Source organism: Rhodococcus phenolicus, from assembly GCF_001646785.1.
In the GTDB taxonomy this organism is placed as follows: domain Bacteria; phylum Actinomycetota; class Actinomycetes; order Mycobacteriales; family Mycobacteriaceae; genus Rhodococcus; species Rhodococcus phenolicus.
Map to the genome: position 1 here is coordinate 129,945 of NZ_LRRH01000001.1, position 22,648 is coordinate 152,592.

At 69.5% G+C, this 22,648-nt stretch carries 24 protein-coding genes and 1 pseudogene; 13 read left to right on the plus strand and 12 right to left on the minus strand.

Annotation, left to right across the window (positions count from 1 at the left end):
- Positions 1–59 precede the first annotated feature (59 nt).
- Together A8G15_RS00665 and A8G15_RS00670 are read left to right on the plus strand one after the other, a co-directional pair.
- The gene (locus A8G15_RS00665) at positions 60–329 is read left to right on the plus strand and encodes a metal-sensitive transcriptional regulator (protein WP_068154311.1); all 270 of its coding nucleotides are present in this window, start codon (positions 60–62) and stop codon (positions 327–329) included.
- 32 nt (positions 330–361) lie between these two features.
- A complete protein-coding gene (locus A8G15_RS00670; protein ID WP_068154313.1) occupies positions 362–772 on the plus strand; it encodes a DUF302 domain-containing protein in 411 nt (136 codons plus the stop codon).
- A gap of 73 nt (positions 773–845) precedes the next feature.
- Here A8G15_RS00670 and A8G15_RS32180 read toward each other — a convergent pair whose 3' ends face one another.
- Together A8G15_RS32180 and A8G15_RS00675 are read right to left on the minus strand one after the other, a co-directional pair.
- A complete protein-coding gene (locus tag A8G15_RS32180) occupies positions 846–1,019 on the minus strand; it encodes a hypothetical protein (RefSeq protein WP_281180584.1) in 174 nt (57 codons plus the stop codon).
- Between the two features lie 55 nt (positions 1,020–1,074).
- Positions 1,075–1,662 carry a TetR/AcrR family transcriptional regulator gene (locus tag A8G15_RS00675; protein WP_068154314.1) on the minus strand — a complete coding sequence of 196 codons (588 nt, stop codon included), beginning with the start codon at positions 1,660–1,662 and terminating at the stop codon, positions 1,075–1,077.
- A gap of 41 nt (positions 1,663–1,703) precedes the next feature.
- On the opposite strand from A8G15_RS00675, the gene zapE reads away from it, so the two are divergent.
- From zapE to A8G15_RS00700, 6 genes and pseudogenes are all read left to right on the plus strand, one after another.
- On the plus strand, positions 1,704–2,732 hold the full coding sequence (gene zapE, locus A8G15_RS00680; protein WP_068154316.1) for a cell division protein ZapE: 1,029 nt from the start codon (positions 1,704–1,706) through the stop codon (positions 2,730–2,732).
- Between the two features lie 37 nt (positions 2,733–2,769).
- Positions 2,770–3,267: an SRPBCC family protein gene (locus A8G15_RS00685; RefSeq protein ID WP_068154318.1), complete on the plus strand. Its 498-nt coding sequence runs from the start codon at positions 2,770–2,772 to the stop codon at positions 3,265–3,267.
- Positions 3,268–3,329: 62 nt separating this feature from the next.
- Positions 3,330–3,467, plus strand: coding sequence for a hypothetical protein (locus tag A8G15_RS31000; protein ID WP_169833844.1), 138 nt, complete (start codon positions 3,330–3,332; stop codon positions 3,465–3,467).
- Positions 3,468–3,525: 58 nt separating this feature from the next.
- Complete coding sequence (locus A8G15_RS32185) at positions 3,526–3,654, plus strand: hypothetical protein (protein WP_281180585.1); 129 nt, start codon at positions 3,526–3,528, stop codon at positions 3,652–3,654.
- A gap of 107 nt (positions 3,655–3,761) precedes the next feature.
- Positions 3,762–4,465: pseudogene (locus A8G15_RS29555) on the plus strand (flotillin family protein); the annotation flags it as partial.
- A 169-nt stretch (positions 4,466–4,634) separates the two neighbouring features.
- Positions 4,635–5,606: a TIGR00341 family protein gene (locus tag A8G15_RS00700; protein ID WP_068154323.1), complete on the plus strand. Its 972-nt coding sequence runs from the start codon at positions 4,635–4,637 to the stop codon at positions 5,604–5,606.
- 27 nt (positions 5,607–5,633) lie between these two features.
- On the opposite strand, the gene A8G15_RS00705 is transcribed toward A8G15_RS00700, so the two are convergent.
- Together A8G15_RS00705 and A8G15_RS00710 are read right to left on the minus strand one after the other, a co-directional pair.
- Positions 5,634–6,089: a DUF6069 family protein gene (locus tag A8G15_RS00705; protein WP_068154324.1), complete on the minus strand. Its 456-nt coding sequence runs from the start codon at positions 6,087–6,089 to the stop codon at positions 5,634–5,636.
- Positions 6,090–6,195: 106 nt separating this feature from the next.
- A complete protein-coding gene (locus A8G15_RS00710) occupies positions 6,196–6,819 on the minus strand; it encodes a class I SAM-dependent methyltransferase (protein ID WP_068154470.1) in 624 nt (207 codons plus the stop codon).
- A gap of 170 nt (positions 6,820–6,989) precedes the next feature.
- Between A8G15_RS00710 and helR the strand changes: the two genes are divergently transcribed.
- Complete coding sequence (helR, locus tag A8G15_RS00715; RefSeq protein WP_068154325.1) at positions 6,990–9,161, plus strand: RNA polymerase recycling motor ATPase HelR; 2,172 nt, start codon at positions 6,990–6,992, stop codon at positions 9,159–9,161.
- A gap of 29 nt (positions 9,162–9,190) precedes the next feature.
- Complete coding sequence (locus A8G15_RS00720; protein WP_068154326.1) at positions 9,191–9,487, plus strand: DUF6191 domain-containing protein; 297 nt, start codon at positions 9,191–9,193, stop codon at positions 9,485–9,487.
- A gap of 27 nt (positions 9,488–9,514) precedes the next feature.
- Here A8G15_RS00720 and A8G15_RS00725 read toward each other — a convergent pair whose 3' ends face one another.
- Both A8G15_RS00725 and A8G15_RS00730 read right to left on the minus strand, forming a co-directional pair.
- Positions 9,515–10,159 (minus strand): GntR family transcriptional regulator, encoded by a 645-nt coding sequence (locus A8G15_RS00725; protein WP_068154327.1) that lies wholly within the window; start codon positions 10,157–10,159, stop codon positions 9,515–9,517.
- A 55-nt stretch (positions 10,160–10,214) separates the two neighbouring features.
- Positions 10,215–11,435 (minus strand): MFS transporter, encoded by a 1,221-nt coding sequence (locus A8G15_RS00730; protein WP_068154328.1) that lies wholly within the window; start codon positions 11,433–11,435, stop codon positions 10,215–10,217.
- Between the two features lie 331 nt (positions 11,436–11,766).
- On the opposite strand from A8G15_RS00730, the gene A8G15_RS00735 reads away from it, so the two are divergent.
- Complete coding sequence (locus A8G15_RS00735; RefSeq protein ID WP_068154329.1) at positions 11,767–13,092, plus strand: MFS transporter; 1,326 nt, start codon at positions 11,767–11,769, stop codon at positions 13,090–13,092.
- A 110-nt stretch (positions 13,093–13,202) separates the two neighbouring features.
- Here the strand turns inward: A8G15_RS00735 and A8G15_RS00740 are convergent, their stop codons facing one another.
- Positions 13,203–14,123 (minus strand): D-isomer specific 2-hydroxyacid dehydrogenase family protein, encoded by a 921-nt coding sequence (locus A8G15_RS00740; protein ID WP_068154331.1) that lies wholly within the window; start codon positions 14,121–14,123, stop codon positions 13,203–13,205.
- A 296-nt stretch (positions 14,124–14,419) separates the two neighbouring features.
- On the opposite strand from A8G15_RS00740, the gene A8G15_RS00745 reads away from it, so the two are divergent.
- Positions 14,420–16,543, plus strand: coding sequence for an MMPL family transporter (locus tag A8G15_RS00745; protein ID WP_068154332.1), 2,124 nt, complete (start codon positions 14,420–14,422; stop codon positions 16,541–16,543).
- Between the two features lie 75 nt (positions 16,544–16,618).
- Entirely contained in the window at positions 16,619–17,866 is a 1,248-nt protein-coding gene (locus tag A8G15_RS00750; RefSeq protein ID WP_245687662.1) for a low temperature requirement protein A, read from the plus strand.
- A gap of 10 nt (positions 17,867–17,876) precedes the next feature.
- On the opposite strand, the gene A8G15_RS00755 is transcribed toward A8G15_RS00750, so the two are convergent.
- The 5 genes from A8G15_RS00755 to A8G15_RS00775 all read right to left on the minus strand — a co-directional run bounded on the left by A8G15_RS00755 (position 17,877) and on the right by A8G15_RS00775 (position 22,550).
- Positions 17,877–19,388 (minus strand): FUSC family protein, encoded by a 1,512-nt coding sequence (locus A8G15_RS00755; protein ID WP_082899586.1) that lies wholly within the window; start codon positions 19,386–19,388, stop codon positions 17,877–17,879.
- A 149-nt stretch (positions 19,389–19,537) separates the two neighbouring features.
- A complete protein-coding gene (locus A8G15_RS00760) occupies positions 19,538–20,428 on the minus strand; it encodes a ferredoxin family protein (protein WP_245687663.1) in 891 nt (296 codons plus the stop codon).
- A gap of 22 nt (positions 20,429–20,450) precedes the next feature.
- Positions 20,451–21,029 (minus strand): YdeI/OmpD-associated family protein, encoded by a 579-nt coding sequence (locus A8G15_RS00765; RefSeq protein WP_068154335.1) that lies wholly within the window; start codon positions 21,027–21,029, stop codon positions 20,451–20,453.
- 4 nt (positions 21,030–21,033) lie between these two features.
- Entirely contained in the window at positions 21,034–21,564 is a 531-nt protein-coding gene (locus A8G15_RS00770) for a hypothetical protein (protein ID WP_068154337.1), read from the minus strand.
- Positions 21,565–21,713: 149 nt separating this feature from the next.
- Positions 21,714–22,550, minus strand: coding sequence for an alpha/beta fold hydrolase (locus A8G15_RS00775; protein WP_068154339.1), 837 nt, complete (start codon positions 22,548–22,550; stop codon positions 21,714–21,716).
- Positions 22,551–22,648 lie beyond the last annotated feature (98 nt).

Here is a 22,648-nt window from a genome sequence, read left to right on the forward strand (position 1 = left end):
GCCCCGCCACGATACCCCCGGGGGTACACTGGGCTCCGGGTCTAGGAAAGGACACTCCGATGGTCGGCGACGAAGACAGCATCGCTCTGGTACTCAACCGGCTCCGCCGCGCGCAGGGTCAGCTCGCGGGAGTCATCTCGATGATCGAGCAGGGCCGCGACTGCAAGGACGTCGTCACCCAACTCGCCGCCGTGTCGCGCGCGCTGGACCGCGCGGGATTCAAGATCGTCGCGACCGGCTTGCGGGAGTGCCTGACCGATGCGGACCGGGAAGGCAAGGAGCCGATGACCGAGGCCGAGCTCGAGAAGCTCTTCCTCGCCCTCGCCTGAGCCACCATTTCCGAGAGAAGGACAGGAGACCGATGACACTCGCATTGTCGACGACGCTGCACACCTCGTTCCCCGAGGCTGTCGAACGCACGCGCACAGCCTTGGCCGAGCAGGGTTTCGGCGTACTCACCGAGATCGACATGAAGGCCACCCTGAAGGCGAAACTCGGTGAGGACATGGAGGACTACCTGATCCTCGGCGCCTGCAATCCGCCGCTGGCACATCGCGCGGTGACCGTCGACCGTCGGATCGGGCTGCTGCTGCCGTGCAACGTCGTGGTCCGAACCGACCCCGCCGAGCCGGGCACGGTGCTGGTCGATGCGATGAACCCCCAGATGATGGTCCAGGTCGCCGACCACCCGGGACTCGCCGAGGTCGCCGACGACGCCACCGCCGCGTTGCAGGCCGCCATCGACTCGCTGGCCGCCGAGACCGCGAACTGACGGACCGCACGGCGTCCCGGCCGCGCGGAACCCCACGAGCGATGCCCGGCAGGGAGCGAAACGTCCGCGCCGATCAGGCGGTGCGGGCGTCGTAGCTCTCGCGGTGTGCGAGCACCTCGGTCATCTCCACATCGTGACCGAGGTCGGCGCAACCCGCGACGAGCGAGGCGGCCGGCCGGCGGGAGACGACGCCGGGGTCGGTCGCGCTCGCCCGGCTGCTGCACCGCTCACCGAACATCCTGCTCATCCCGGGCACCTCGTCGACGGCACACCTGCGCGAGAACCTCACCGGCGCAGATCTTTCAATGTCTCCCGACGAGTGCCTCGATCCACCGGCGGACGGGAACCCGCAGCGACTCGGCCGGCGACGTGCCGGGATCGAACACACGCGCACCGATCGCGACGTCGAACACGAGCCCTTCGAGGAGACCGACGAGGTCTCCGGCGGCTCCGGTGGCGTCGGCAGCGCCCAGGGCGTCCATCAGCGCCGACGCGGCCGGGCGGGAGAACAGGCACGATGCCAGGTCCGCGCGCAGTTCGTCGTCGCCGAACACATCGGCCATGAGCGCATACCGGGCCAGGACGTCCCTGCGCCGCTCCCCCAGCAGCATTTCCAGTTCGGCGGCGATCACACCTGCCGCCTCGTCGATCGAACTCGGCGGAGCGCTCGGAACCACGGCGTGGAACCGTTCGCGTGATCGCGCGGTGAGGTGCGCGACCGCGGCGGAGACCAGCGCACGGCGGGTCCGGTAGTAGTAGGACGTCGAGCCGCGTGCGAGGCCGAGTCGCGCGTCGATCGCCTGGTGGGTGAGCGCGTGGTTGCCACCCTCGGCCGCGAGCTCCAGCGCTGCCTCGCAGATGAGGTCACGACGTGAGCGACGGTGAGCCATGTCTCCATCCTTCCAGAACTCTACGATGCTAGAGTTCCGGCATGCGCTGGAGACTCCGAGCTTCACGACCGCAGCCCGCCCTCCCGAGTGGTGTCGACGTATTCGATACGGCGGCAACAGAACTGGGATTCACACTCGACACCGCGCAACGAGACGCCTGCGCCGCCCTCGCGACCGACCGCGACCTGTATCTGTGGGGTCCGGTCGGCAGGGGGAAGAGCTGGCTCGTCTCGACGTACTTTGCCGCGCTGCCGACCGATCGTAAGTTGCGGGTCCACTTCCACGAGTTCTTCCGCGACCTGCACCTCGCGGTCCGGCGTCACCGCAACGACCTCGCGGCCGCCCTGCACGATCTGCTCGGCGGCCTCGACGTCGTGTGCTTCGACGAGTTCCACGTGCACGATCCGGCGGACGGAAAATTCATCGCCCGCCTTCTGCCCGCGCTGCTCGAACGGGACATCCGGGTCGTGCTGACGTCGAACTACCCGCCGCACGCCCTGTTGCCGAATCCACTGTTCCACGACGACTTCGTGCCCACCATCGAGCTGATCGAAAGGTCGCTGCGGGTCATCACGGTCGACGGCCCCGTGGACTACCGCACGACCTCCGGTCACGAGGCCGGGTTCGCCGCGGGCTGGTGGATCCCCCCCGACCGCATCGACCACCTGGGTCTGCAGGTACCGGCACCGGACGAACATCGGACGCTCTCCCCTGCCGGCCATCCCGTCCACGCCGACCGAGCGCTCGACGGATGCCTGTGGATCGATTTCGCCGATCTGTGCGAGAAGACCACCGCGCCGGTCGACTACCTCGCGCTCGCCGAGGTCTTCCCGCGGTGGACGATCGGCAATATCCCGGACCTCCGCTCCGCGGGCCGTGAACCGGCGCAACGCTTCGCGAACGTCGTCGACGTTCTCTACGACCGGGACGTCACCACCGTCTTCCTCGCGACCACCCCGCTCGACGCCCTGACCCGCGGCACCCGCCTGCCCGTCGACATCGACCGGATCCTGAGCCGACTCGGCCAGCTCCGCCGGATCGAGCATCAGCCGGGCACGGTGCGCGTGTAACCATCAGTGGGCACAACGGTTCAACCAGAGGAGAGTCATGCGTTTGCGCGATACACCCACGGTCGAGGTCACCCGGCGTCTGGCCTGCAGCCCGGAACGTGCCTGGGAGCTGGTCACCGACATCGAGCTGCCCACCCGCGCCGAGGGCGAACTGCAACGGGCCGAGTGGCTCGACGGCGCCGCCGGTGTCGCCGTCGGCGCCCGATTCCGCGGGCACAACGCCAGTACCCAGATGGGTGAATGGCACACCGAACCCGAGGTCGTGGAGGTCGAGGACGGCCGCCGCTGGGTGTGGCGGGTCGGTCCGGCCGACGCGCCGATCGCCCTGTGGGGATTCGAAGTGGACACCGATCGCGAGGGCGTCGTCGTCCGGCAGTGGGCCAAGATGTGCGACGGACGATCACCGTTGTCCGAATTCATCGCTCAGCATCCCGACAAGGAGGGCCGGATCGTCGAACACCGGCTTTCCGTGTGGCACACAGCGATGACGGCGAACCTGGCGACCATCGAGGAGTTCGCCGCCGATCCCGCCTGACACCACGCGGAGGCTGCGAACTCCGACAAATGCCCGATTACGGTAGGGTCGATGACGATCCGATGAAACGGCGGCGGGTGGACATCTTCTACATTGCATGTCTCGCAATGGGTCTGGTGGGGATCGTGGGAACCCTCGTCGTCGGCGAGTTCGATTCGGAACTCGGCGACACCGGCGACGGTGACGGGCTCCGTTCCTGAACCTGACCACCGTCGCCACGGCACTCCTCGGGACAGGCGGCCTGCACCCGCGGTGATCATGGTCTTCCTGGCCCGAGGAGTCCTGCTGCCGTATCTGATGCGGCAGCAGGGCAACTCGCACACCGGACGCCTCTCGTACATCGGACTGACCGGCGTCGTCACCCTGTCGATCGAGCCCGGCGGCTGAGGTCAGATCGCGTTCACCGACACCGAGAGCAACCGGTCCGGCCCCGTGCCGTCACCGCGGAAACGACCGCCCTGCCCGCGGATTCCCGCGTCTACATCGGTGACGTCGAGGCTGGAAGCGACCTGGCCCGCATCGGCATGGAAGTCGACGTTCTCGAGATCGTCGGGATCAGCGACAACAACGGCTATCTCGAATCCCTCGGTCAGCGCCGGATCGCCGGGGTCAAGCGTGAGGCCGCGGTCGGTACCGCGAACGCCGAACGCGACGCCCAGGTCCAGTCCGCGAAGGCCCGGCAGGAAGGCGCGGTCGCGCAGGTCGAGGCCCGCATCGAGGTCGAGAAGCGGCGCGCCGAACATACGAAGGCTGCACTCGAAGCCGACGTCATCGCGCCCGCGAAGCGGAACGTCAGGCCGCGGTCGCCCGCGCCGAAGGCGAGAAGCAGGCGACGATTCTGCGCGCGGACGCTTCGGCGGAGGCCGCCCGCCGGTCCGGCGCCGCCGCCGCGGTCCGCACCGAGCAGCATGCCGAAGCCGACGGCATCAAGGCCCTGGTCGAGGCGACGGCAGCTGCCGCGAAGCCGGTCGGCGAGATCGACCGTATCTCGATCGTGGGGGGCGCCGACGGCTTGTCCGGCTCGGTGGGGTCGATCCTCGGGATCAGCCCGTCGACCATCGCTGGAGTGATCGAGACGCTCGAGGCCTCCGGTGTCGACATCAGCGGCATGCTCAATTCCGTCGGGCACCGGCCCACCGGGGCCGCAACCGCCGCACCGACCGCGAAGATCGACGCCGTGCACAACGGCACAGGATAGGCCCGGGGCGTCTTCCGGGCGGCTCCGGATGCCCGAAAGACGTACGGGCAGACCACTGCACCGGCGTACGCTGTGCCCACCGGTGCGTCGCGTCTCGACCATCCGGCGGCCCGCCCGGGCCGAGGACCCGTCCGTGCCCGGACACGATGGCTCCGACAGGAGGCCGTGGATGCTGGATGTGGTGATTCCCCCGAGTCAACGCCGCGACCTCGGCGAACTCGAGGACCGCCTGGATCTGTCCGTCGGTGATCCCGCAGCGAAGCGCTCGGCATTCTGGGTGATGCTGACCCTGTCCGCGGTGATCGCGGTGGCGGGGGTGGTGAGCGACTCGACCGCCACCGTCATCGGAGCGATGATCGTCGCGCCCCTGTCCACGCCGATACTCGGTGTGGGACTGGGCATCACCGTCGGCCGTGGATCCCTGATCGTCCGTAGCCTGCTCTACATCGCCGCCGGGATCGTGCTGGTCGTTGTCCTCGGCGTCGCATTCGCGCAGTTGCTTCCGAATCCCGGTTCCGTACTGAGCAACTCGCAGGTACTGGGACGGACCTCACCGACCCTGATGGACCTCACCGCGGCGCTCGCCACCGGCCTCGTCGGCGCGGTCGCCGTCGCCCGCCGCGACGTCGGCGACGTCCTTCCGGGCGTGGCCATCGCCATCTCGCTCGTTCCCCCGCTCGCCGTGGTCGGCGTGTGCCTGGGTTCGGGAGCCGGTTCCCTGGCGGCGGGAGCGTTCGTCCTGTTCGCCTCCAACGTGGTCGCGATGATCATCACCGCGACGGTCGTCCTCGTCACCGCCGGCTACTCCCGCGTGAACGGTGCCGCCGGGACACGGTGGCGGCGGGCCTACGCGATATTGGCGGTCGCGCTGATCGTCGTGGCCGTGCCGATGGTCGTCAACTCCCTCGCCTCGCTGTGGTCACGGCAGGTATCGGGGGCGGCACAGCAATGGCTGGGGTCGACACCCGGCGCCGAGGTCACCGACGTGGCGTGGCAGGGCGACACCGTCACCGTCTCCGTACTGGGCCCCGCGGAACTGCCTCCGCTCGACGAACTGGAGGATTCCGTCGACGCGCTGCTCCCCTGGGACCCCGAACTGCAGGTCGTGCACACCGTCGGATCCCGGGTCGAGCCCGGGTGACTCGGAATGTCCCCGGCACGAGGGATCTCAGCGGCCGGGCCGCCCGGGGCGCGTCGCGGTGGCCGCCACGCCCGACAGCAACGAGTAGATCGCGATTCCGACGACGAGGTGGATCGTCCCGCTCCCGATCTTCGCCGCGAGCGTCGCGCTGACGGTGAACGGCCACAGTGCCGCCGTGATCGTGGCGAGTATGCAGATCCAGCCGAAGAAGGTGGTTGCCCTCGGTGTCGTCAGGATGAGCAGGTGAAGCAGCGCCGTCGCGATGAGGGCCGCAACGATCGCATGCCCGACGATCGTGGTGACCTGTGAGTTTCCCAACTGCAGCGCGGATGTGATCACCGGGATCCCCAGTACGTCGCGCACCAGCAGCAATCCGACGGCCGCCGTCAGACCGGCGACCAGGGCGGTGGCGGCGCCACCCGCCCACAAGCGTTTCGCATCGACCGTCGGCTCGGCGGAACGGTCGGCTCGATATGCATCCAACGAGTGCTCCCCTCCGGGCTGCGGACCGGTCTGCCGCCAACGTAACCGAGCGGCGCCCGGCGAAACCTCATCCCCCGCGGGTGAGATCACCGCCGCGCATGGGGCGTCAGCGACGGCGTGCCACGACATGAACCTCGGGAAAGCGATGGAATCCGGGGCCGGGGCGGCTGATCGTCCGCCACATCTCGTCGAATCCGGCGGTTGCGAGCGCCCCGGCGAGCCGGTCCGGATGCCACCGCCATGCCCGTGCGACGGCGTGATCGAACTCGGCGACCTCCCCCGCCTCGTCGGTGGCCTGGGCGGCGACCGCGAGCACCGCACCCGGAACCGTCCTGGCCGCCCAGCCGGCGAGCACATCGGGAATGTCGGTGGGCGGCACGTGGATCAGGCTGTACCGGGCGATGATCGCGGCGATGCCGCGTCCACCGAGATCGGTGGCCTCCAGAAACGCGTCGTCGTGGTCGAAACGGAGACCGGGATACGTGCTCCGTGCGATCGCGAGCATCTCCCGGCTCGGATCGACACCGATCACGTCCAGTCCTCGATGCGCGAGGTCCGCGGTGACGTGCCCGATACCGCACCCGACATCGACGACGACGCCACCGACGGCACTGTCGAGCACGAGCTCCGCGAACGCCGCGACGACGTGACGTTCGAGCGGCGTCGTCGACGACGCGGGAAACATGTCGGCGTAGAGGTCTGCGAGCGCGTCGTATCCGGGCTGATGCACCACCGCATCGTCCCAGAAACGGCCGGGACATGAAAAAGGAGAGGATCTGCTCCTCTCCACTTTCAAGATATAGCGCACCCGGGGCCTTGCGGCAAGACCCCGGTCATGCCGCACAATCGCTGGCCGTGGTCGAAACCCCTGATCGCAGAGGCGAGGAAAGCGAGGCGCACATGCCGATTCGAGGGTACGAAGAGGAACTGGAGTCCGAGCGCGGCTACGTGGCCGGACTGTATGCACAACTCGACACCGAGCGGACGGACGCGAGGACCCGGTACACCGAAGCTCTGCGCGATCGGGGAAACACGCTGGTGGATCGGGACGTCGCGGTCCACACCCTGGCCCGGGAGGTGCGGCGCCTGAACGTCGCCGAAGGAGGGCTGTGCTTCGGGCGGCTCGACGCCGTGACGGGTGAGCGTTCGTACATCGGCCGGATCGGCCTGTTCGACCAGGACAACGGGTACGAACCGCTGCTGCTCGACTGGCGTGCCCCGGCCGCGCGGCCGTTCTATGTCGCGACCGGCGCCAGGCCGGAGGGCATGCGACGGCGCCGTCAATTCTTCTCACGCGGGCGGGAGGTCGTCGAGTTCACCGACGAGATCCTCGGCAGGCCCGGTGGGCACGAACGCGGCAGCCGGGGCGATTCGGCGCTTCTCGCAGCGGTGAACGCGCCGCGCGGACGGGGCATGCGCGACATCGTGGCGACCATCCAGTCCGAACAGGACGAGATCATCCGTCTCGACCATCCGGGTGTGCTGGTCATCGAGGGTGGCCCCGGCACCGGTAAGACGGTGGTGGCGTTGCACCGCGTCGCGTACCTTCTCTACACGCAGCGGGAACGGATGCAGCGGCACGGGGTGCTCGTCGTCGGACCGAACCCCGCGTTCCTGGACCACATCGGTCACGTCCTGCCGTCGCTGGGCGAGACGAATGTGGTCTTCGCGACCGCAGGCGACCTCGTTCCGGGCCTGCGCGTCACGGCGGAGGACACCACCGAGGTCGCGCAGCTCAAGGGTTCGGTGCGAATCCTGGATGTGCTGGCCGCCGCGGTGGCGGACCGTCAACGGCTGCCCCGGGAACCGGTGGTCGTCGAGCTGACGGACGTCACGATGCGGCTCGACGCCGAGGTTGCGCAGTGGGCCCGCGAGGAGGCCCGCGCGAGCGGCCGGCCGCACAACGAGGCGCGAGCCGTGTTCACCGAGATCGTCACGTGGGCACTGACCGAACGGGCGATCGCGCGGATCGGGCGCGGCTGGCTGTCCCGCGACGACCGCCGAGCGTGGGAGGACTTGCGAGAGGACCTGCGCGGCGAACTCGCCGGCAACGATGCCTTCACCCGGGCACTCGACGATCTGTGGCCCGTACTGACACCGGAAAGCCTGCTGTCCGAACTGTTCTCGTCGCCCGTCCGGATGGAGGCGGCAGGCGGCGACGACGCGCTGCTGCGTGAGCGCGGCGACGCGTGGACCGTGTCGGACATACCACTGCTCGACGAACTCGTCGACCTGCTCGGCACGACCGGCCCGGACGATCGGTCGGCGACCGGGGATGCTCGGGAAACTGCCTATGCCGCAGGTGTTCTCGACCTTCTGACGAACCGCGAGGACCACATGGACGACGAGGACCACCTGTTCGCGACCGACTTGCTGTACGCCGAGGACCTGGCGGACCGCTTCGTCGAACGCGACACGCGCGACCTCGCCGAACGCGCCGCCGCGGATCGGGACTGGACATACGGGCACATCGTGGTCGACGAGGCGCAGGAACTGTCCGAGATGGACTGGCGGGTGCTGATGCGACGCTGCCCGAGCCGATCGTTCACGGTGGTGGGTGACCTCGCGCAGCGTCGATCACCTGCGGGTACGTCCTCGTGGGGTGCGATCTTCGAACCGTACGTCCCCGGGCGCTGGGCGTACCGGTCGCTGTCGGTGAACTACCGCACCCCGGCGGAGATCATGGCGGTCGCGGCCGCAGTGCTCGCCGACTTCGCACCCGGGACGGTCCCGCCGGAATCGGTGCGCTCGTGCGGGGTCGCGCCGTGGGCGCGTCGCGTGACCGGCGGTGAACTCGCCACGGCAGTCCGGGAATTCGTCCGTGACGAATCCGGCCGCGAGGGCACCAGCGTCGTGATCGGCCCACCGGGCGTGCCGGGCGCGGTCGCGCCGTCGGAGACGAAGGGGCTCGAGTTCGACGCGGTACTGGTGGTCGAGCCGGAGCGGATTCTCGCCGACGGTCCGCGGGGAGCGGCCGACCTGTACGTCGCGCTCACCCGTGCCACACAGCGCCTCGGTGTGCTGTACCGCGGCACGTTGCCGACGGCGCTGGCAGGACTCACCGCGGCGTAGGCTGAACCGACACGACCCCGGGAGCGCCCATGTCCGCCGCCGTATGGATTGCCCTCACCGTCCTGATCGCCGTGCTCGCCGATCGTGCCGGGTTGTACGCCGAGCGGCGCGGCTGGATCTACTGGCGTAAACGAAAGCCGGAGGGCGGCGGCGAGTTCGGCGAGTTCGGCGAGTTCGAGACACTGCTCTCGCCGTCGTTTCGGCACATCGTCGAGGAACAGCAGCGGCAGCGAACGTCGCGGCACGAACAGGGCACCGGGGCGGATCCCCTCGGGGTCGATCTCGACGCCGGAACCGTGCGGTGGGACCGCACGGACTGGTGGTGAGCCGATCCCCGAACGCGCGGACAACCTTCAGGGGCGGAGCGGTCGCAGATCGGCACCGTGGGTGTCGCCGAGATGTGACGCCAACGCCTCCCCGAAGCCTCGGTGATCGTCGCGCAGCAGCTGGATCAGCGTCCGGTGTTCGGCGATGATCTCGGCGCTGCGCGAGAGCAGGGTGCCTCCGTGGCTGTACAGCAGGAATCGGTGACGATCGGCGAGCCGGTCGTACATCTCGAGAATGACGGCGTTGCCGCTGACCTCGACGAAGGATCGGTGGAATGCGATCGTCAGTTCGATGAAGCGATCGAGGTCGGCGGCGGCCAATGCCCCCTGCTGCGCGGCGATCCCCGCGTCGAGGCGGTCGGCGAGTGTGTCGCGGGCGGCGCGGGGAGCACGGGCGATCGAGGTCGCTTCGAGCACCAGACGCGCATCTGCGAGGTCCGAGATGTCCTTTTCGGTGAGTCCCCGCACGAGCGCTCCACGCTTGGGATAGATGGTGATCCATCCTTCCTCCTGGAGACGCACCAGAGCCGCGCGGATCGGAGTACGACTGACTCCGAGTCCGGCGGCGAGACCGGCCTCACCCAGCATGGTTCCCGGAGCGTGGACCCCGTTGAGGATGTCCCCACGGATGGCCGCGTAGGCGCGGTCGGCAGCACTCTCGGCAGACGTCATGGACCTATTCTGCGGCCAGGGACGAAGAGCGCCGGGCATCGGCTCCTCACAGCCGTCACCTCGGGTCGCGATGAGGAAGGTGCCCCGCAGGCCACCGGGCAGGCCACCGGGCGGGGATGCCCGGGTGCCCCATGGCGCGATGGACGGCCACGACGAGCGCTGCCGCCGCGAGCAACGTCAGCGGAACAGCGACCCCGCCCCGGGGCCCGAGGAACGTCAGGAGCACCGGCAGGCCGAAACCGAGATAGGCAAAGACGTAGAACACCCCGGTGAGCGCACCACGTGCGCGCGGAGGCGCCATCGTCTCCACATCGATGAGCCCGTCGCGCAGGCACAACCCGTACGCGACGCCGAGAACGACTGCGATCCCGATGGATCCGAGGGGCGAGTGACTCAGGCCGGTCACGGCGGTCACACCGAATCCGGCCGCCGCGAGAATCGCTCCCATCACACCCGCGCGAGGACCCCAGCCGAATCGACGGCCCGCGAACTGGGCCAGCACTCCGGAACCCAGCGCGACGACCGCCGCGACACCGGCCGACAACGGACCTCGGTACCGCTCGTCGAGGTTCTGGGTCAGGACCACGAGCGGAAGCGTGACCGACGCGAACACCCACAAGGCCATCGGCAGTGAGAACAGAAGAGCGATACCGGTTCCGACGGGTCCGCTCGCCGAACCGGGAGGAGCGGACTGCGGTGGAATGGCCGACGGAGTCGACGACGCGGTCAGCGCGATCACCACGAGCGTCACCGAGACGACTCCGGTCGCCGCGAACGGAACGGTCAGAGGGCTGGCGACGAAGGTGGCGAGCAGGCCGGAAATCAATGGCCCGAGCGCGAACCCACTCGACAACGCGACACCCGCGAGGACCGCACCCGCCTTGCCTCCCAGATCTGCGGCCCACGCGGTGCCCGCGCCGATGGCGAGGCCGGCTCCCATGCCCACGACGAGTCGCCCGGCGTAGACGCCGTGTTCCTGGTGCCATCCGAGCATGAGGAGATTGCCGAGGCCCGCTACCGCCGCACCCGGGAGAACCACCGGTCGACGCCCGATCCGATCGGAGAGGCCGCCTCCGAAGAGCAGGCCGGGAAGCAGGCCCACCGCGTAGATCCCGAACGCGCCGTTCAGGACGGTCGGCGACAGCGTCTCCCGGTCGTGGAGAACCGGAATCATCGCGGCGAAGTGGTTCGCCCCCCACCCCGTGGCAAACAGCAGAACCAGCACCCCGGTCAGGCCGGCCCGGTTCACCCGGGTCGGATTCACGGTCGACGTCACGAACCACTCCTCTCGCGTTTCGGCTCATCACCGCCGGACCCGGCCGGACGGAGGCAGGCGAGTGCCTAGGATACATTAAGTATCCAAGTCTGGAAGGGAGTGGTTTTCACCGGCTCGCAAGCCCCGAGCGCACTCGGCGCGCGACGCCGGGCGGCACCCCCGTGGCATCTTGTATCCAACATGTATCCTGCAGGCGGCGATCAGGTGGTGCGGCCTGTCGGAGCAGCACCGGGTCGTTCAGCCTCCCCTGCCGACGTCCTCACGTGCGGCCGGCGACTCCCCCGATCGCCGACGCCCGCCCAGGTACCGAACCGAAAGGAAACCCGGTCCGATGACGCCCCAGTCACGAACACTGGCCAAACTGGTTACCGCACAATTGTTCTCCGGAGCCGGGATCGCGTCGGGCTACGCCGTCGGAGGGTTGCTGGCCGAGCAGATCACCGGAAGCACTGCCACGGCGGGTTTCGCGCAGATGAGTGTGATCCTCGGGGCCGGTCTCGTGGCCTACCCGCTGGCCGCGCTGGCTGCCCGAACCGGACGGCGCAGGGCGCTGACCCTCGGATTCGGGGTCGGCGCGATCGGGGCGTGTGTGGTGTCGGCGGCCGTGGCAGTGCAGTTCCTGCCACTGTTCATGGTGGGAATGATGCTGTGCGGATCGTCCACCGCCGCAGGCCTGCAGACACGCTACGCCGCCGCCGACGGTGCAGGCCGAGACGCGACGGGTCGTGCGTTGTCCGTGGTGGTGGGTGCAACCACACTCGGATCCGTTCTAGGCCCCAACTTCACCGAGCCCGGTGCGCGTCTGGGCGAGATGCTCGGGATGGACCCCCTCGCCGGCCCTTTCGTGATCTCGATGACCGCCTTCGCCGTCGCGGCGATCACCGCATCGACCCTTCCGAGCAGAACCGGGCGCGGCACGGGACAGCGGAACCGGGCGCTCACACACGAGGACACGCACGATGGCGCAGCCCCGGCGAGTACTACTGCCGCGTCGACCATCGGACTGAGAGCCACGCTGCGGTACGTGGCCGCACACCCGGTTCCGCGGTTCGCCTTCGTCACCGTGATCGCCGGCCAGATGATGATGACGAACGTCATGGTGATGACCCCGGTGCACATGCACCACCAGGAATTCGACCTCGGTGCCATCGGCATCGTGGTGAGCATCCACATCGCCGGGATGTACGCCCTGTCGCCGATATTCGGCTGGATGACGGACCGCTGGGGCCCCGGAACGGTAATCGTCTCCGGCGCCGTCGTGTTCGCCGCAGCCATCACCCTCGGCGTGATCGACGCAGTGGCGCAGAGACCATCGATGGTGCTGTTGAGCATTGCGTTGTTGCTCCTCGGCGTGGGGTGGTCGATGTTCCTCATCGGCGGCTCCGCACTACTGACCTCGTCGGTACCGGAGGAGGCGAGAATCCCGCTGCAGGGCGCGTCGGACGCGGCCATGAACCTGGGTGGGGCGCTGATGGCAGCGAGCGCAGGCGCGGTACTGGCCATGGGCGGCTTCTTGTGGATCAACCTCACGGCCACCGTCGTCCTGTTCGCCACGTTGCTCTGCTCGGTCGAGGCAGTGCCGTCGATGAGGTGGCCCGGCAGGCCCGCACCCATCCCCGACGACACCCGCGACCCCGAACGAGTGCAGGTCCGGTGAAGTGACCGAGCAGAGACACGATGCGCAATCCGAGACCACTGTCCGAACCGCTTCGCGCACTGCTCCGGATGCGATCCGGCCGGGGGCGACGGAGCGGTGGACCGCCGGGGTCAGTACCCGGCGCCGGGATCGACGACCGCGATCAACTGCTCCCCCGCGATGAAACGAGCGACGTTCTCGCGGACCGTCGGCGCCAGCGTCGCGTTCAGCCCCGTCCGCGTGTTCGCGATGTGCGGGGTGATCACGACGTTGCCGAACGTCCACAACGGATGGTCGTCGGGCAGCGGCTCGGGATCGGTGACGTCGAGGACGGCACCGGCGATCCGTCCGTCGCGCAGTGCCTCGACGAGTGCATCCGAGTCGACCAGGTTGCCGCGCGCGACGTTGACGAGCCACGCGGTGTCGGGCATCGCGTCGAGCACGTCGGCGTCGACGAGCCGGTCCGTGTCCGCGGTCGAGGGGGCCGCGACCACGAAGTGATCGGCCATCGTCCACACCTCGGCGGTGCGGCTCGCGGGCAACGTCACCGAGGCGCCCTCAACCGGACGGCCGGAGTAGTTCACGGCGACGACGTCGACACCGAGCGCACGCAACCGCGGGATCATCGCGCGACCGATACCGCCGCACCCGACGATCGCGACGGTCGACCCGTGCAGCAAGCGCACGCGGGGATCCAGCACCGGCTTCTGCCACCGCTGCTCCGGCCGTGCGGCAGCCGCGATCGAACCGTGGAACTGTCGCAGTCCGACAAGCAGCGCCCCGACAGCGTACTCGGCGACGTTGTCGGCGTACACCCCGGACGCGTTGGTCCACACCCGGTCGTTGTCGATGATCCCGGCGCGGAAGTACGGTTCGATGCCTGCGAAGGCGAGCTGGACCCAGCGCACACCGGCCGGCAGCGCCGGAAAATCATCGACGTCACCGTGCCAGACGAGCGCCTCCGCCTCGTCGAGCGGGACGAGTGTGCCGCCGCCGTCGACGATCGCGGCGGCGAGATGGGGGTCGTGACCGGGTCCGAGATGAACACGCATGGACCGACCCTATCGACCCCCGGGAATATCGGCGCGGGACGTCGCGTTGACCCGTTCGGATCGGCACACCTCGTATCCCCCGGGCTCAAATTATCTGCCTTCGCGGACTACCGTCCGGCTGGAGCCGCGTTGCGCCTTTCGCCGTGAGGCGATCGGGTGTGCCGGTCCTTTCACGTCTCCTCCCGGGACCGGTTCCGAGCGCTTCCACCGCGGCGAGGACGGTTCTGTGCCGCCTATTACAGTCGCTGGGGCACGACACCCGCCGGGTGCCGGCACCTCGACCGAATGGAGCGCGCATGAACCGCTGGGCCACGACCGTGGTCACCCGGCGATGGTGGGTCCTCGGGCTCGCCGTCCTGATCGTGGCCGTGGCAGGAGCCTGGGGCACCGGCGTGTTCGGAAGCTTGTCGTCGGCCGGGTTCTACGACCCCGGCAGCGAGTCGTACAAGGTCGCGGAGATCGTCGAGGAGAACTTCGGTCCGCAGACCGCCGATATCGTCGCGATGTACACGGCCCCCGAGGGACGGACCGTCGAGGACATCGAACCCGAGGTCACAGCGGTGCTGGACCGTTTCGCCGCCGAGGTGCCGACCCACGCGATCAACACCTACTGGTCGACGGGACCCCCCGCGAATCAGCTGTTGTTGTCGAAGGACGGGCGCAGCGTCGCCGCGTCCATCACCCTGTCCCCCGACGCGGGTGTCTCCGTCGGCACGTTCGATTCGCTGCTGCCGAAACTCGAGGTTCCCGGCGTCGAGTCGCAGTTCGCCGGGAATTCGGTGGTGGCCGTGGCCTTCACCTCGACGCTCGAGCACGACCTGTTGCGCGCCGAAGCCATCGCCATCCCGATCACCCTCGTACTGCTCGTGATCATCTTCGGTGGCCTCACCGCGGCCGCCGTTCCCGTGTTCGTCGGGGTGCTCGCCGTGCTCAGCGCGCTCGCGACGCTCCGCCTGCTCACGATGATCACCGACGTGAGTTCGTTCGCCCTGAACGTGACGTCCCTGATCGGCCTCGGTCTGGCGATCGACTACGGCCTGTTCATCGTCAGCCGATTCCGCGAGGAACTCGAGGGCGGCGCCGACACCGCGGCGGCCACCCGCCGTACCGTCCTCACCGCGGGCCGGACCGTCATGTTCTCCGGGCTGCTGCTGATCTGCGCGTTCGCAGGCATGCTCGTGTTCCCGCAGGCGGTGCTGCGATCCCTCGGACTCGGCGCGATCGCCGCCGTGCTGAGTGCGGCACTGCTCGCGCTGACCGCGATCCCGGCCCTGCTCGCGATCCTCGGTCCGCGTATCAATTCGCTGACGTGGAACAAGAACGCCGCACACCGCGGCGAAGCCCGGGCCCGCCGCTTCTGGGGTTCGGTGGTCGTCGCCGTGATGCGCAGGCCCGCGGTCGTCGCCGTCACGATCGTCGCGGGACTGCTCGTACTCGCCTTCCCGGTGCTGCGGGCCTCCTTCGGGGAGGTCGAGTACACGGCGCTTCCAGAGAACGCGCCGGCGCGGGTGGCGACGCAGACACTGCTCGACGACTTCCCGTCCACCGGCAACGGCGCCACGCTCGTGCTGCGGGGCAGCGGCGGTGCCCCGCCGTCCACTGCCGCGGTCGGCGAGGTGTCCCGCGAGGCGGCCCGGGTCGACGGCATCGCCCAGGCGTTGACAGTCGCGTCGAATGCCGACGTGACGGTCGTGCAGGCCCTGTACGCACAGGGTGTGGACGGCACCGCCCGGGCCGGGGAGATCGTCCACGAGCTGCGCGCCGTCGACGCGCCGGTCGGCACGGAACTGCTCGTCGGCGGTGGCCGCGCGATGGTGGACGACGGCAACGCCGCCATCAGCCGGTGGCTGCCGGCGATGATCGCGATCATGGTGGTCTCGACGCTGGTGCTGCTGTTCCTGGCATTCGGGTCGGTGGTGCTGCCGCTCAAGGCCGTCGCGATGGCAGCGTTGAGTCTCGCCGCGACGTTCGGTGTGCTGACCTGGGTGTTCCAGCTCGGTCACGGCGCGGAACTGCTGGGGGTGACCGCGAGTCCGCTGGAACCGTCGTTCGTGGTCCTGATCCTGGCGGTGGTGTTCGGTCTGTCCACCGATTACGAGGTGTTCCTCATGTCGCGGATGGTCGAGGCCCGCGCCGCCGGGGCGACCACCGAGGAAGCGGTGAAGTTCGGTACCGAACGCACGGGCCGGGTCGTCACCGCGGCGGCGCTGCTGCTGATCGTGGTGACCGGAGCCTTCACCATCTCCGGGTTGTCGATCATGCGGTTCCTCGGCGTCGGCATGATCCTCGCGCTGATCATCGACGCAACGGTGGTGCGGATGCTGCTGGTGCCGTCGCTCGTGAAACTGATGGGCGACGCCAACTGGTGGGCCCCGGCATGGATGAAGCGGGTGCACGAGAAGGTCGGCATCGGGCACTAGCCTCGGTACCGCGGGAGGGGCCGTCACCGGCGCCTATCATCGGCACGCCCCCTTCCCCTCGACCGGGAGATCTTCTTGGACACGCCCCCCGCTCCCCGTTCCCCGCATCGCATCCGGCGGATGGGTGGTCGTGATCCCGGCGAGTCGTTCCGCGTCGCCAGCCCGCTCGAGTTGCTGCTCGACCTGACGTTCGTCATCGCGTTCGGTGTCGCCGGAAACCAGGTGGCGCACCTGATCGCCGAGGGGCACCTGAGCTCCGGCATCCTCGCGTTCGGGTTCGCGATGTGGGCGGTGTGCTGGGCGTGGGTGAACTTCGCCTGGTTCGCTTCCGCGTTCGACACCGACGACTGGTTGTACCGCATCGCGACGATGCTGCAGATGCTCGGTGTGCTCATCCTGGCACTGGGCCTGCCGACGATGTTCGCGTCGGTCGACGGCGGCGACTATCTGGACAACCGCGTCGTGGTGCTCGGATACGTCGTGATGCGCGTGGCGCTGGTCGGCCAGTGGCTGCGTGTGGCGAAGCAGAACGAGGCGCTGCGCCGCACGGCGCTGACCTACGCGGGGTTCGTGTCGGTCGCGCAGCTCGGCTGGATCGTGCTGATCTTCGTCGACGTCCCGGTGTGGGAGACGTTCCTGCTGACGATCCCGCTGATCTTCCTCGAACTGCTCGGTCCCGTTCTCGGTGAACGCACCACACGGACGCCCTGGCACCCGCATCACATCGCCGAGCGGTACAGCCTGCTCACGATCATCGCGCTCGGCGAGGTGATCGTCGGGACGGTCGCCTCGCTCGGCGCGGTCGTCGATCTGCAGGGCTGGGATGTGACGGCCGCGGTGACCGGACTGGCCGGGGTCGGCCTCACGTTCGGCCTGTGGTGGGTGTACTTCCAGTACCCGTTCGGCGACGCCCTGCACCATCACAGGTCGCGGTCGTTCGGCTGGGGATACGGGCACATCCTGGTGTTCGCGGCGCTGGCCGCCGTCGGTGCGGGACTGCACGTGGCCGCGTACCACCTCGAACGGGAGTCGCACGTGTCGACGATGACGGTGCTCGCGACCGTCGCGATCCCCGTCGCGGTATACCTGGTGACCCTGACCGCCCTGTACAGCCGGCTCGTCGGTGTCGACCGCGGAATTCTCGGGACGACCGCCGCGGCGCTCGCGGTTCTCGGCGTGGCTGTCGGGGCGGGCGCGCTGGGGGTTCCGGTGCCGATCTGCCTGCTGATCGTCGCGGCGGCACCGGTGGTGATCGTCGTGGCGGACGAGACCGTGCTGTGGAAGCGGCGCGAGGCGGCGCTGGCCCGTCTGCGCGCGTCCTGATCGGCCGTGATCAGCAGCCGGTCAGCATCCGGTAGCCGCGCTCGTGCAGGCGGCGGTGCTCCGTCCACCGGCTCGCGGTCCAGCCGGGTTCGGTGTGAGCGGCGATGATCGCCGCGGTGGTCGAGGCGTGTAGATCGAATTCGAGGTCGCGGCGCAACTCGGCCAGCTCACGAGCGTCGCCGGCAGCGCGGATCCGGTCGATCGTTCCGGCGACCCGGCCGTCCGCATGGGCGAGGATCCGGCGGTGGGCCCGCGGCAGCACACCCCACATGACCACCAGCGCGACGACCACGCCGATGACGGTTTCGACGAGGCGTTCCAGTGACAACGTGACGAGATTCCCCGGGGTGCCGAGCGCACCGAGGAGCAGCGCGAGCGGAGTGATGAACACCATCGCGAGCCCGTAGTTGCGGACCAGATACGCCTCGATGCCCGCCATCATCGCGGCGAGCACGAGGACGAAGGCGGCGCCGCGCACATCGAACATCGACAGCGCCGCGAGCAGTGCGAGCCCGAGGACGGTACCGACGAACCGGTGCACCGCCCGATAGGTGCCGAGGATCCGGTCCGGGCCCTGGTGCAGGATCATCGCCGCGGTGATGACCGCCCAGTCCGGCCGGCCCAGGCCTGCCGCGACCGCGATTCCCCCGGCCACGGGGCCGGCAACGAGCAACCGCACCACGACCGCCACGGACCGGCCGCCGGGGTGCGCGGCACGCGCCAGGCGGTGACGCGCCGACGGCCGGCGCAGCGGGACCTGGGGACGGAAGTCGTCCTCGGGGTCGGCCTCGTGGTGATCGACGCCGTGCAGCACGGTCGCGCATCGTGCGTGCGCGGCCAGGAGGGCCCGGAACAACGGATGCTGCGAGCCGACGAGCCCGGCGTCGTGCAGGCACTGCCACGCCGCATGCAGATCGTGCACCGCAGCGCGGCGGTGCGCCGGCGTGTTCTCCTCCTCCACGGCCTCGACCGCGGCCACCGCGGCGGCCACCGCCGTCCGCTCGGGAGTGCGCGGACGGACGAGGACGCCGGACATCGCCACCACCAGCGCGGTGCCGGCACCGACAGCCGCCCACCCCACGATCGCGGCGGCGGACACCCCGATCATGGGCAGCGACGACGCGATCTCCAGGGTCAGCAGCATCAGGAACGCGCCGGGCGCACCGAGTCGCAACGCATCGACGACGAAGGCGCACGCCGCGACCGTCACCGTCATGGTGAGCACCACGAGCATCGGCCACCATGCCGATCCGCCGGCGGCGACGGCCCGGTGCACCACCGCGCCGATCGCGGCGCCGAGCCCGGCCAACGCGACGAGTACGCATCCGACGATCGCCACCGCCCGCCACCGCACCCGGTAGGGCCGGGACTCGCCGTAGACGACGGCGAACGCCCCGATGGTCGCGATCGCGGACGCCGGTCCGGCTCCGGCGGCGACACCGGCCAGCCCGGGAATCGCCACCGTCGCGGCCGCACGCGCGACCCCGGGCCACTTCCGTACCGAGTGGGGTACTGCGACCATCGCGGGCCACGGCGCCGCGGGGGCGGGAATCGGCAGGTCGGCAGCACCGGTCGGACGGCGGTTCTCGGTACGGGACACGACGGTTCAGGTTAGGAGCCACACGGTCCCGGCCTCGAATCCACGACGCCGGATGAGGCGCACGTCACGCGTTACAGAGCGGTGACCTTGGACGCGATCACCGGGCGCACCGGCTTCGGAGCGGCCCCGCAACTCGCCGGCCGGGGCGGCAGCTCGTGTTCCTCGACATCGACGCGCCAGGTACGGCCGTCGCGGTGACGCACGATCGGTGCGGCGGCCTCGTCGACGGTGACCGTGTCGATACCGGGGGCCACCTCGCTACCCGCGGCGTCGAGTTCGCGCACCGCGATCTCTGCGACCTGACCGGCCGCGGTCCACGTGCTGCGTCCCCGCAACCCCGGGAGGTACACCTCGCCGGCGACCGCGGCACGGACGGCGTCGGCGCTGTGCGCGGCGTCGAGGCGTCCGTAGGTGTAGCCGGTGGGAAGCAGGATCATCGACGGCGCGAAGCGGTGCCCGCCGGTGTGCGAGCACTCCCACACCGTGTCGCCGAACTGCTCCGCGAGCGCGGCCGCGATCGGACGCCCCTGCACCGCGCAGCACTGGTCGCGCTTGCCGTGCGCGCACACCAGCACGATCGGGTCGGTCACCGCGGAACCGAGACCGGGCGCCGGTCCGGCGACCACCCGCGGCACGACGTCGAGCAGTTCGGCGGGTTCGGTGATCTCGAGGCGTTCACACCACGTGCCGCCGGGTTCGGTGCGGGCGATCAGTACCGTGCGGGCCGGGCGCTCCACGTCGCGGCCGGGACGACGGATGAACAGGACCCGCACTCCCGCCCTGTCCGCGCGGACGGACAGTTCCGCGGCGAGCTCGGTTCCCAGCGCGGTGCCGTCGAGGACGTCCCGGCCCCACCCGGAGGGAACCTCGAGACACACGTACCCGGGTGCCGCGGCGGCGGTGCCGGGCAGCGGTTCCTCGGGGACGGACAGCGCGGAGCAGATCGGGGCGGCGATGGTCACCCGGCCATTGTCGCCGGTGCGGTCACTCGTGGAAACGGCGGCCCTCGGCGAGTTGCCGGACGAACTTCTCGATCCGGCGCGCCCGGGTCTCGGGGCGCTTGGCGTCCTGCAGGCGGTAGACGATCGCGTAGCGGTTGCGGCCGTCGAGGGTCTCGTAGAAGGCCTGCGCGTCGGCGTTCTGCGCGAGCGCGTCCAGGAAGTCCTGCGGGACCTGCGCGGTGGCCTGGCCGGCGTAGGCGCGGTCCCAGCGTCCGTCGGCGCGGGCCCGCTCGACCTCCGCCAGCCCCGCAGGCTCCAGTCTGCCGTCCGCCTCGAGTTGTTCGGCGAGTTGCCGGTTGCGTTGCGACCACGGGCTGCGTGCCCGCCGCGGGGTGATGCGCTGCAGCGAGAAATCGTCGTCGAGGCTGCGGGCCTGACTGTCGATCCAGCCGTAGCGCAACAGTTCTGTGACGAGTTCGTCGCGGGTCACCGAGGTCTTCGACGACGCTTTCTTGGCGAGCGCGACCCAGATCCCGTCCGAGTCGGAGTGATGGGCGCGCAGCCAGGCGTCGAGCGCGTCGCGGTCCGGGAAGTGCTCGACGGGCAGTTCCGGGGCAGGCACGGGATCAGCCCTTCTCGCCGCGCAGGCGCCGCAGCCCGGCGCCGGTCCACACCCGCAGGAATCCCTGGGACAGATAGGCGAAGCAGCCGAGCGCCAGCACCCATTTGGTGACGCTGATCGTCGATGCGGCGCGGACCGTGGTGTCGTCGATGCGGTCGCGGTGGTCGAGCAGGTACAGCCCCGCGATGTTCTCGACGTAGTCGCCCGCCGCCGCGATCGCCGGTGCCACCGCGAGGGTCCGGCGGGTGCCCGGCGACAGCGGGCGACGGTCGGCGAGGGCTCGCGCACCGGCGCGCAATGCGACCGCAAAAGTCAAGGGGTGCACCATGTCCCAGTAGTAGTGCCGGCGGTAGCGTCGGAGGTCCTCGGGTTCGAGGTTGTCGAGGATCTTCCGGTACTTCGCCGCCGAGAACGTGGTCTGGATCGTGCCCACGGTCGGGGCGGTGGCCCCGAGGACGCGGGCGATGTTGACCTGGGAAACCACGAACACCACGGCCGAGCCGAGGAGCCGACGATCCGATCCGGTGAGAGCCATGCGCACGATGCTAGTGCCCACCACGACGTGCCGGGCCGCGTGCCGGATTCGCGGGCGACGTCCCGGCTCTCCGGTGAGTTGCGGGCGGTTCTGCCTCACCGGTGTTCGGCCGGTGGGGCAGAACCGCTCCTCGCATCGTGGGATGCCGGTCAGCCGGCCAGGAAGGACAGCAACGCCGCGTTGACCTCGTCCGCGTGGGTCCACAGCAGACCGTGCGGTGCGCCCTCGATCTCGACGTACTCGGCCGCGGGCAGCCGCCGTGCGAAGGCGCGGCCGGTGGCGTCGATCGGCAGGATGTTGTCCGCGGTGCCGTGCACGATCAAGGCAGGCACGTCGATCTTCGGGATGTCGTCGCGGAAGTCGGTGAACCATGTCAGCGGCGCGGCGGCCGCCGCGTACGCCCCGGATCCGGCCGCGACGTTCCAGCTGTTGCGGAGCGCTTCCTCGCTCAGCCGGGTGCCGAGGTTCTCGTCGGTGTTGTAGAAACCGGCGTAGAACTCGGTGAAATACGCGTACCGGTCCTTCTCGACCTTGGCGACGATGCCGTCGAAGAACTCGCGCGGGGCCGCACCGTCCGGGTTGTCATCGGTTTGCAGCAGGTACGGCTCGAGCGACGCGAGGAAGGCGGCCTTGGCCACCCGCGCGGATCCGTACCGGCCGATGTAGCGAGCGACCTCGCCGGTGCCCATCGAGAATCCCACCAGCACGACCTCGTTCAGGTCGAGGGTTTCCAGGACGACGTTCAGGTCGGCGGCGAAGGTGTCGTAGTCGTAGCCGACGGTCGGCTGGCTGGACCGTCCGAAGCCGCGGCGGTCGTAGGTGACGACGCGGTAGCCGGCGGCGAGCAGGGCAGCGCTCTGCTTCTCCCAGGAGTGCCCGTCGAGGGGGTAGCCGTGGATCAGGACGACCGGCTGCCCGGTGCCGTGGTCCTCGTAGTAGAGGTCGATGTCGGTGGTGTTTTCGGATCCCACGGTGATGTACGGCATGAGTTCGCCTTTCCAGGACGCGAAGTGAGCGGGCCATTCGGCCCCGACGGAGAATACTCATTCTCCACCGGTGGTTGCTAGAGTAGAGAATCTTCATT

What these genes read in the sequence shown, in the direction of transcription:
- zapE (WP_068154316.1), top strand. Translation starts at nt 1,704, where the DNA reads ATGCGCTGGAGACTCCGAGCTTCACGACCGCAGCCCGCCCTCCCGAGT.
- A8G15_RS00700 (WP_068154323.1), top strand. Translation starts at nt 4,635, where the DNA reads ATGCTGGATGTGGTGATTCCCCCGAGTCAACGCCGCGACCTCGGCGAA.
- A8G15_RS00770 (WP_068154337.1), bottom strand. Translation starts at nt 21,564, where the DNA reads ATGGCTCTCACCGGATCGGATCGTCGGCTCCTCGGCTCGGCCGTGGTG.
- A8G15_RS00725 (WP_068154327.1), bottom strand. Translation starts at nt 10,159, where the DNA reads ATGACGTCTGCCGAGAGTGCTGCCGACCGCGCCTACGCGGCCATCCGT.
- A8G15_RS00775 (WP_068154339.1), bottom strand. Translation starts at nt 22,550, where the DNA reads ATGCCGTACATCACCGTGGGATCCGAAAACACCACCGACATCGACCTC.
- A8G15_RS31000 (WP_169833844.1), top strand. Translation starts at nt 3,330, where the DNA reads ATGAAACGGCGGCGGGTGGACATCTTCTACATTGCATGTCTCGCAATG.
- A8G15_RS00740 (WP_068154331.1), bottom strand. Translation starts at nt 14,123, where the DNA reads ATGCGTGTTCATCTCGGACCCGGTCACGACCCCCATCTCGCCGCCGCG.
- A8G15_RS00685 (WP_068154318.1), top strand. Translation starts at nt 2,770, where the DNA reads ATGCGTTTGCGCGATACACCCACGGTCGAGGTCACCCGGCGTCTGGCC.
- A8G15_RS00665 (WP_068154311.1), top strand. Translation starts at nt 60, where the DNA reads ATGGTCGGCGACGAAGACAGCATCGCTCTGGTACTCAACCGGCTCCGC.
- A8G15_RS32185 (WP_281180585.1), top strand. Translation starts at nt 3,526, where the DNA reads ATGGTCTTCCTGGCCCGAGGAGTCCTGCTGCCGTATCTGATGCGGCAG.
- A8G15_RS00720 (WP_068154326.1), top strand. Translation starts at nt 9,191, where the DNA reads ATGTCCGCCGCCGTATGGATTGCCCTCACCGTCCTGATCGCCGTGCTC.
- A8G15_RS00735 (WP_068154329.1), top strand. Translation starts at nt 11,767, where the DNA reads ATGACGCCCCAGTCACGAACACTGGCCAAACTGGTTACCGCACAATTG.
- helR (WP_068154325.1), top strand. Translation starts at nt 6,990, where the DNA reads ATGCCGATTCGAGGGTACGAAGAGGAACTGGAGTCCGAGCGCGGCTAC.
- A8G15_RS00755 (WP_082899586.1), bottom strand. Translation starts at nt 19,388, where the DNA reads ATGGTCGCAGTACCCCACTCGGTACGGAAGTGGCCCGGGGTCGCGCGT.
- A8G15_RS32180 (WP_281180584.1), bottom strand. Translation starts at nt 1,019, where the DNA reads ATGAGCAGGATGTTCGGTGAGCGGTGCAGCAGCCGGGCGAGCGCGACC.
- A8G15_RS00745 (WP_068154332.1), top strand. Translation starts at nt 14,420, where the DNA reads ATGAACCGCTGGGCCACGACCGTGGTCACCCGGCGATGGTGGGTCCTC.
- A8G15_RS00670 (WP_068154313.1), top strand. Translation starts at nt 362, where the DNA reads ATGACACTCGCATTGTCGACGACGCTGCACACCTCGTTCCCCGAGGCT.
- A8G15_RS00675 (WP_068154314.1), bottom strand. Translation starts at nt 1,662, where the DNA reads ATGGCTCACCGTCGCTCACGTCGTGACCTCATCTGCGAGGCAGCGCTG.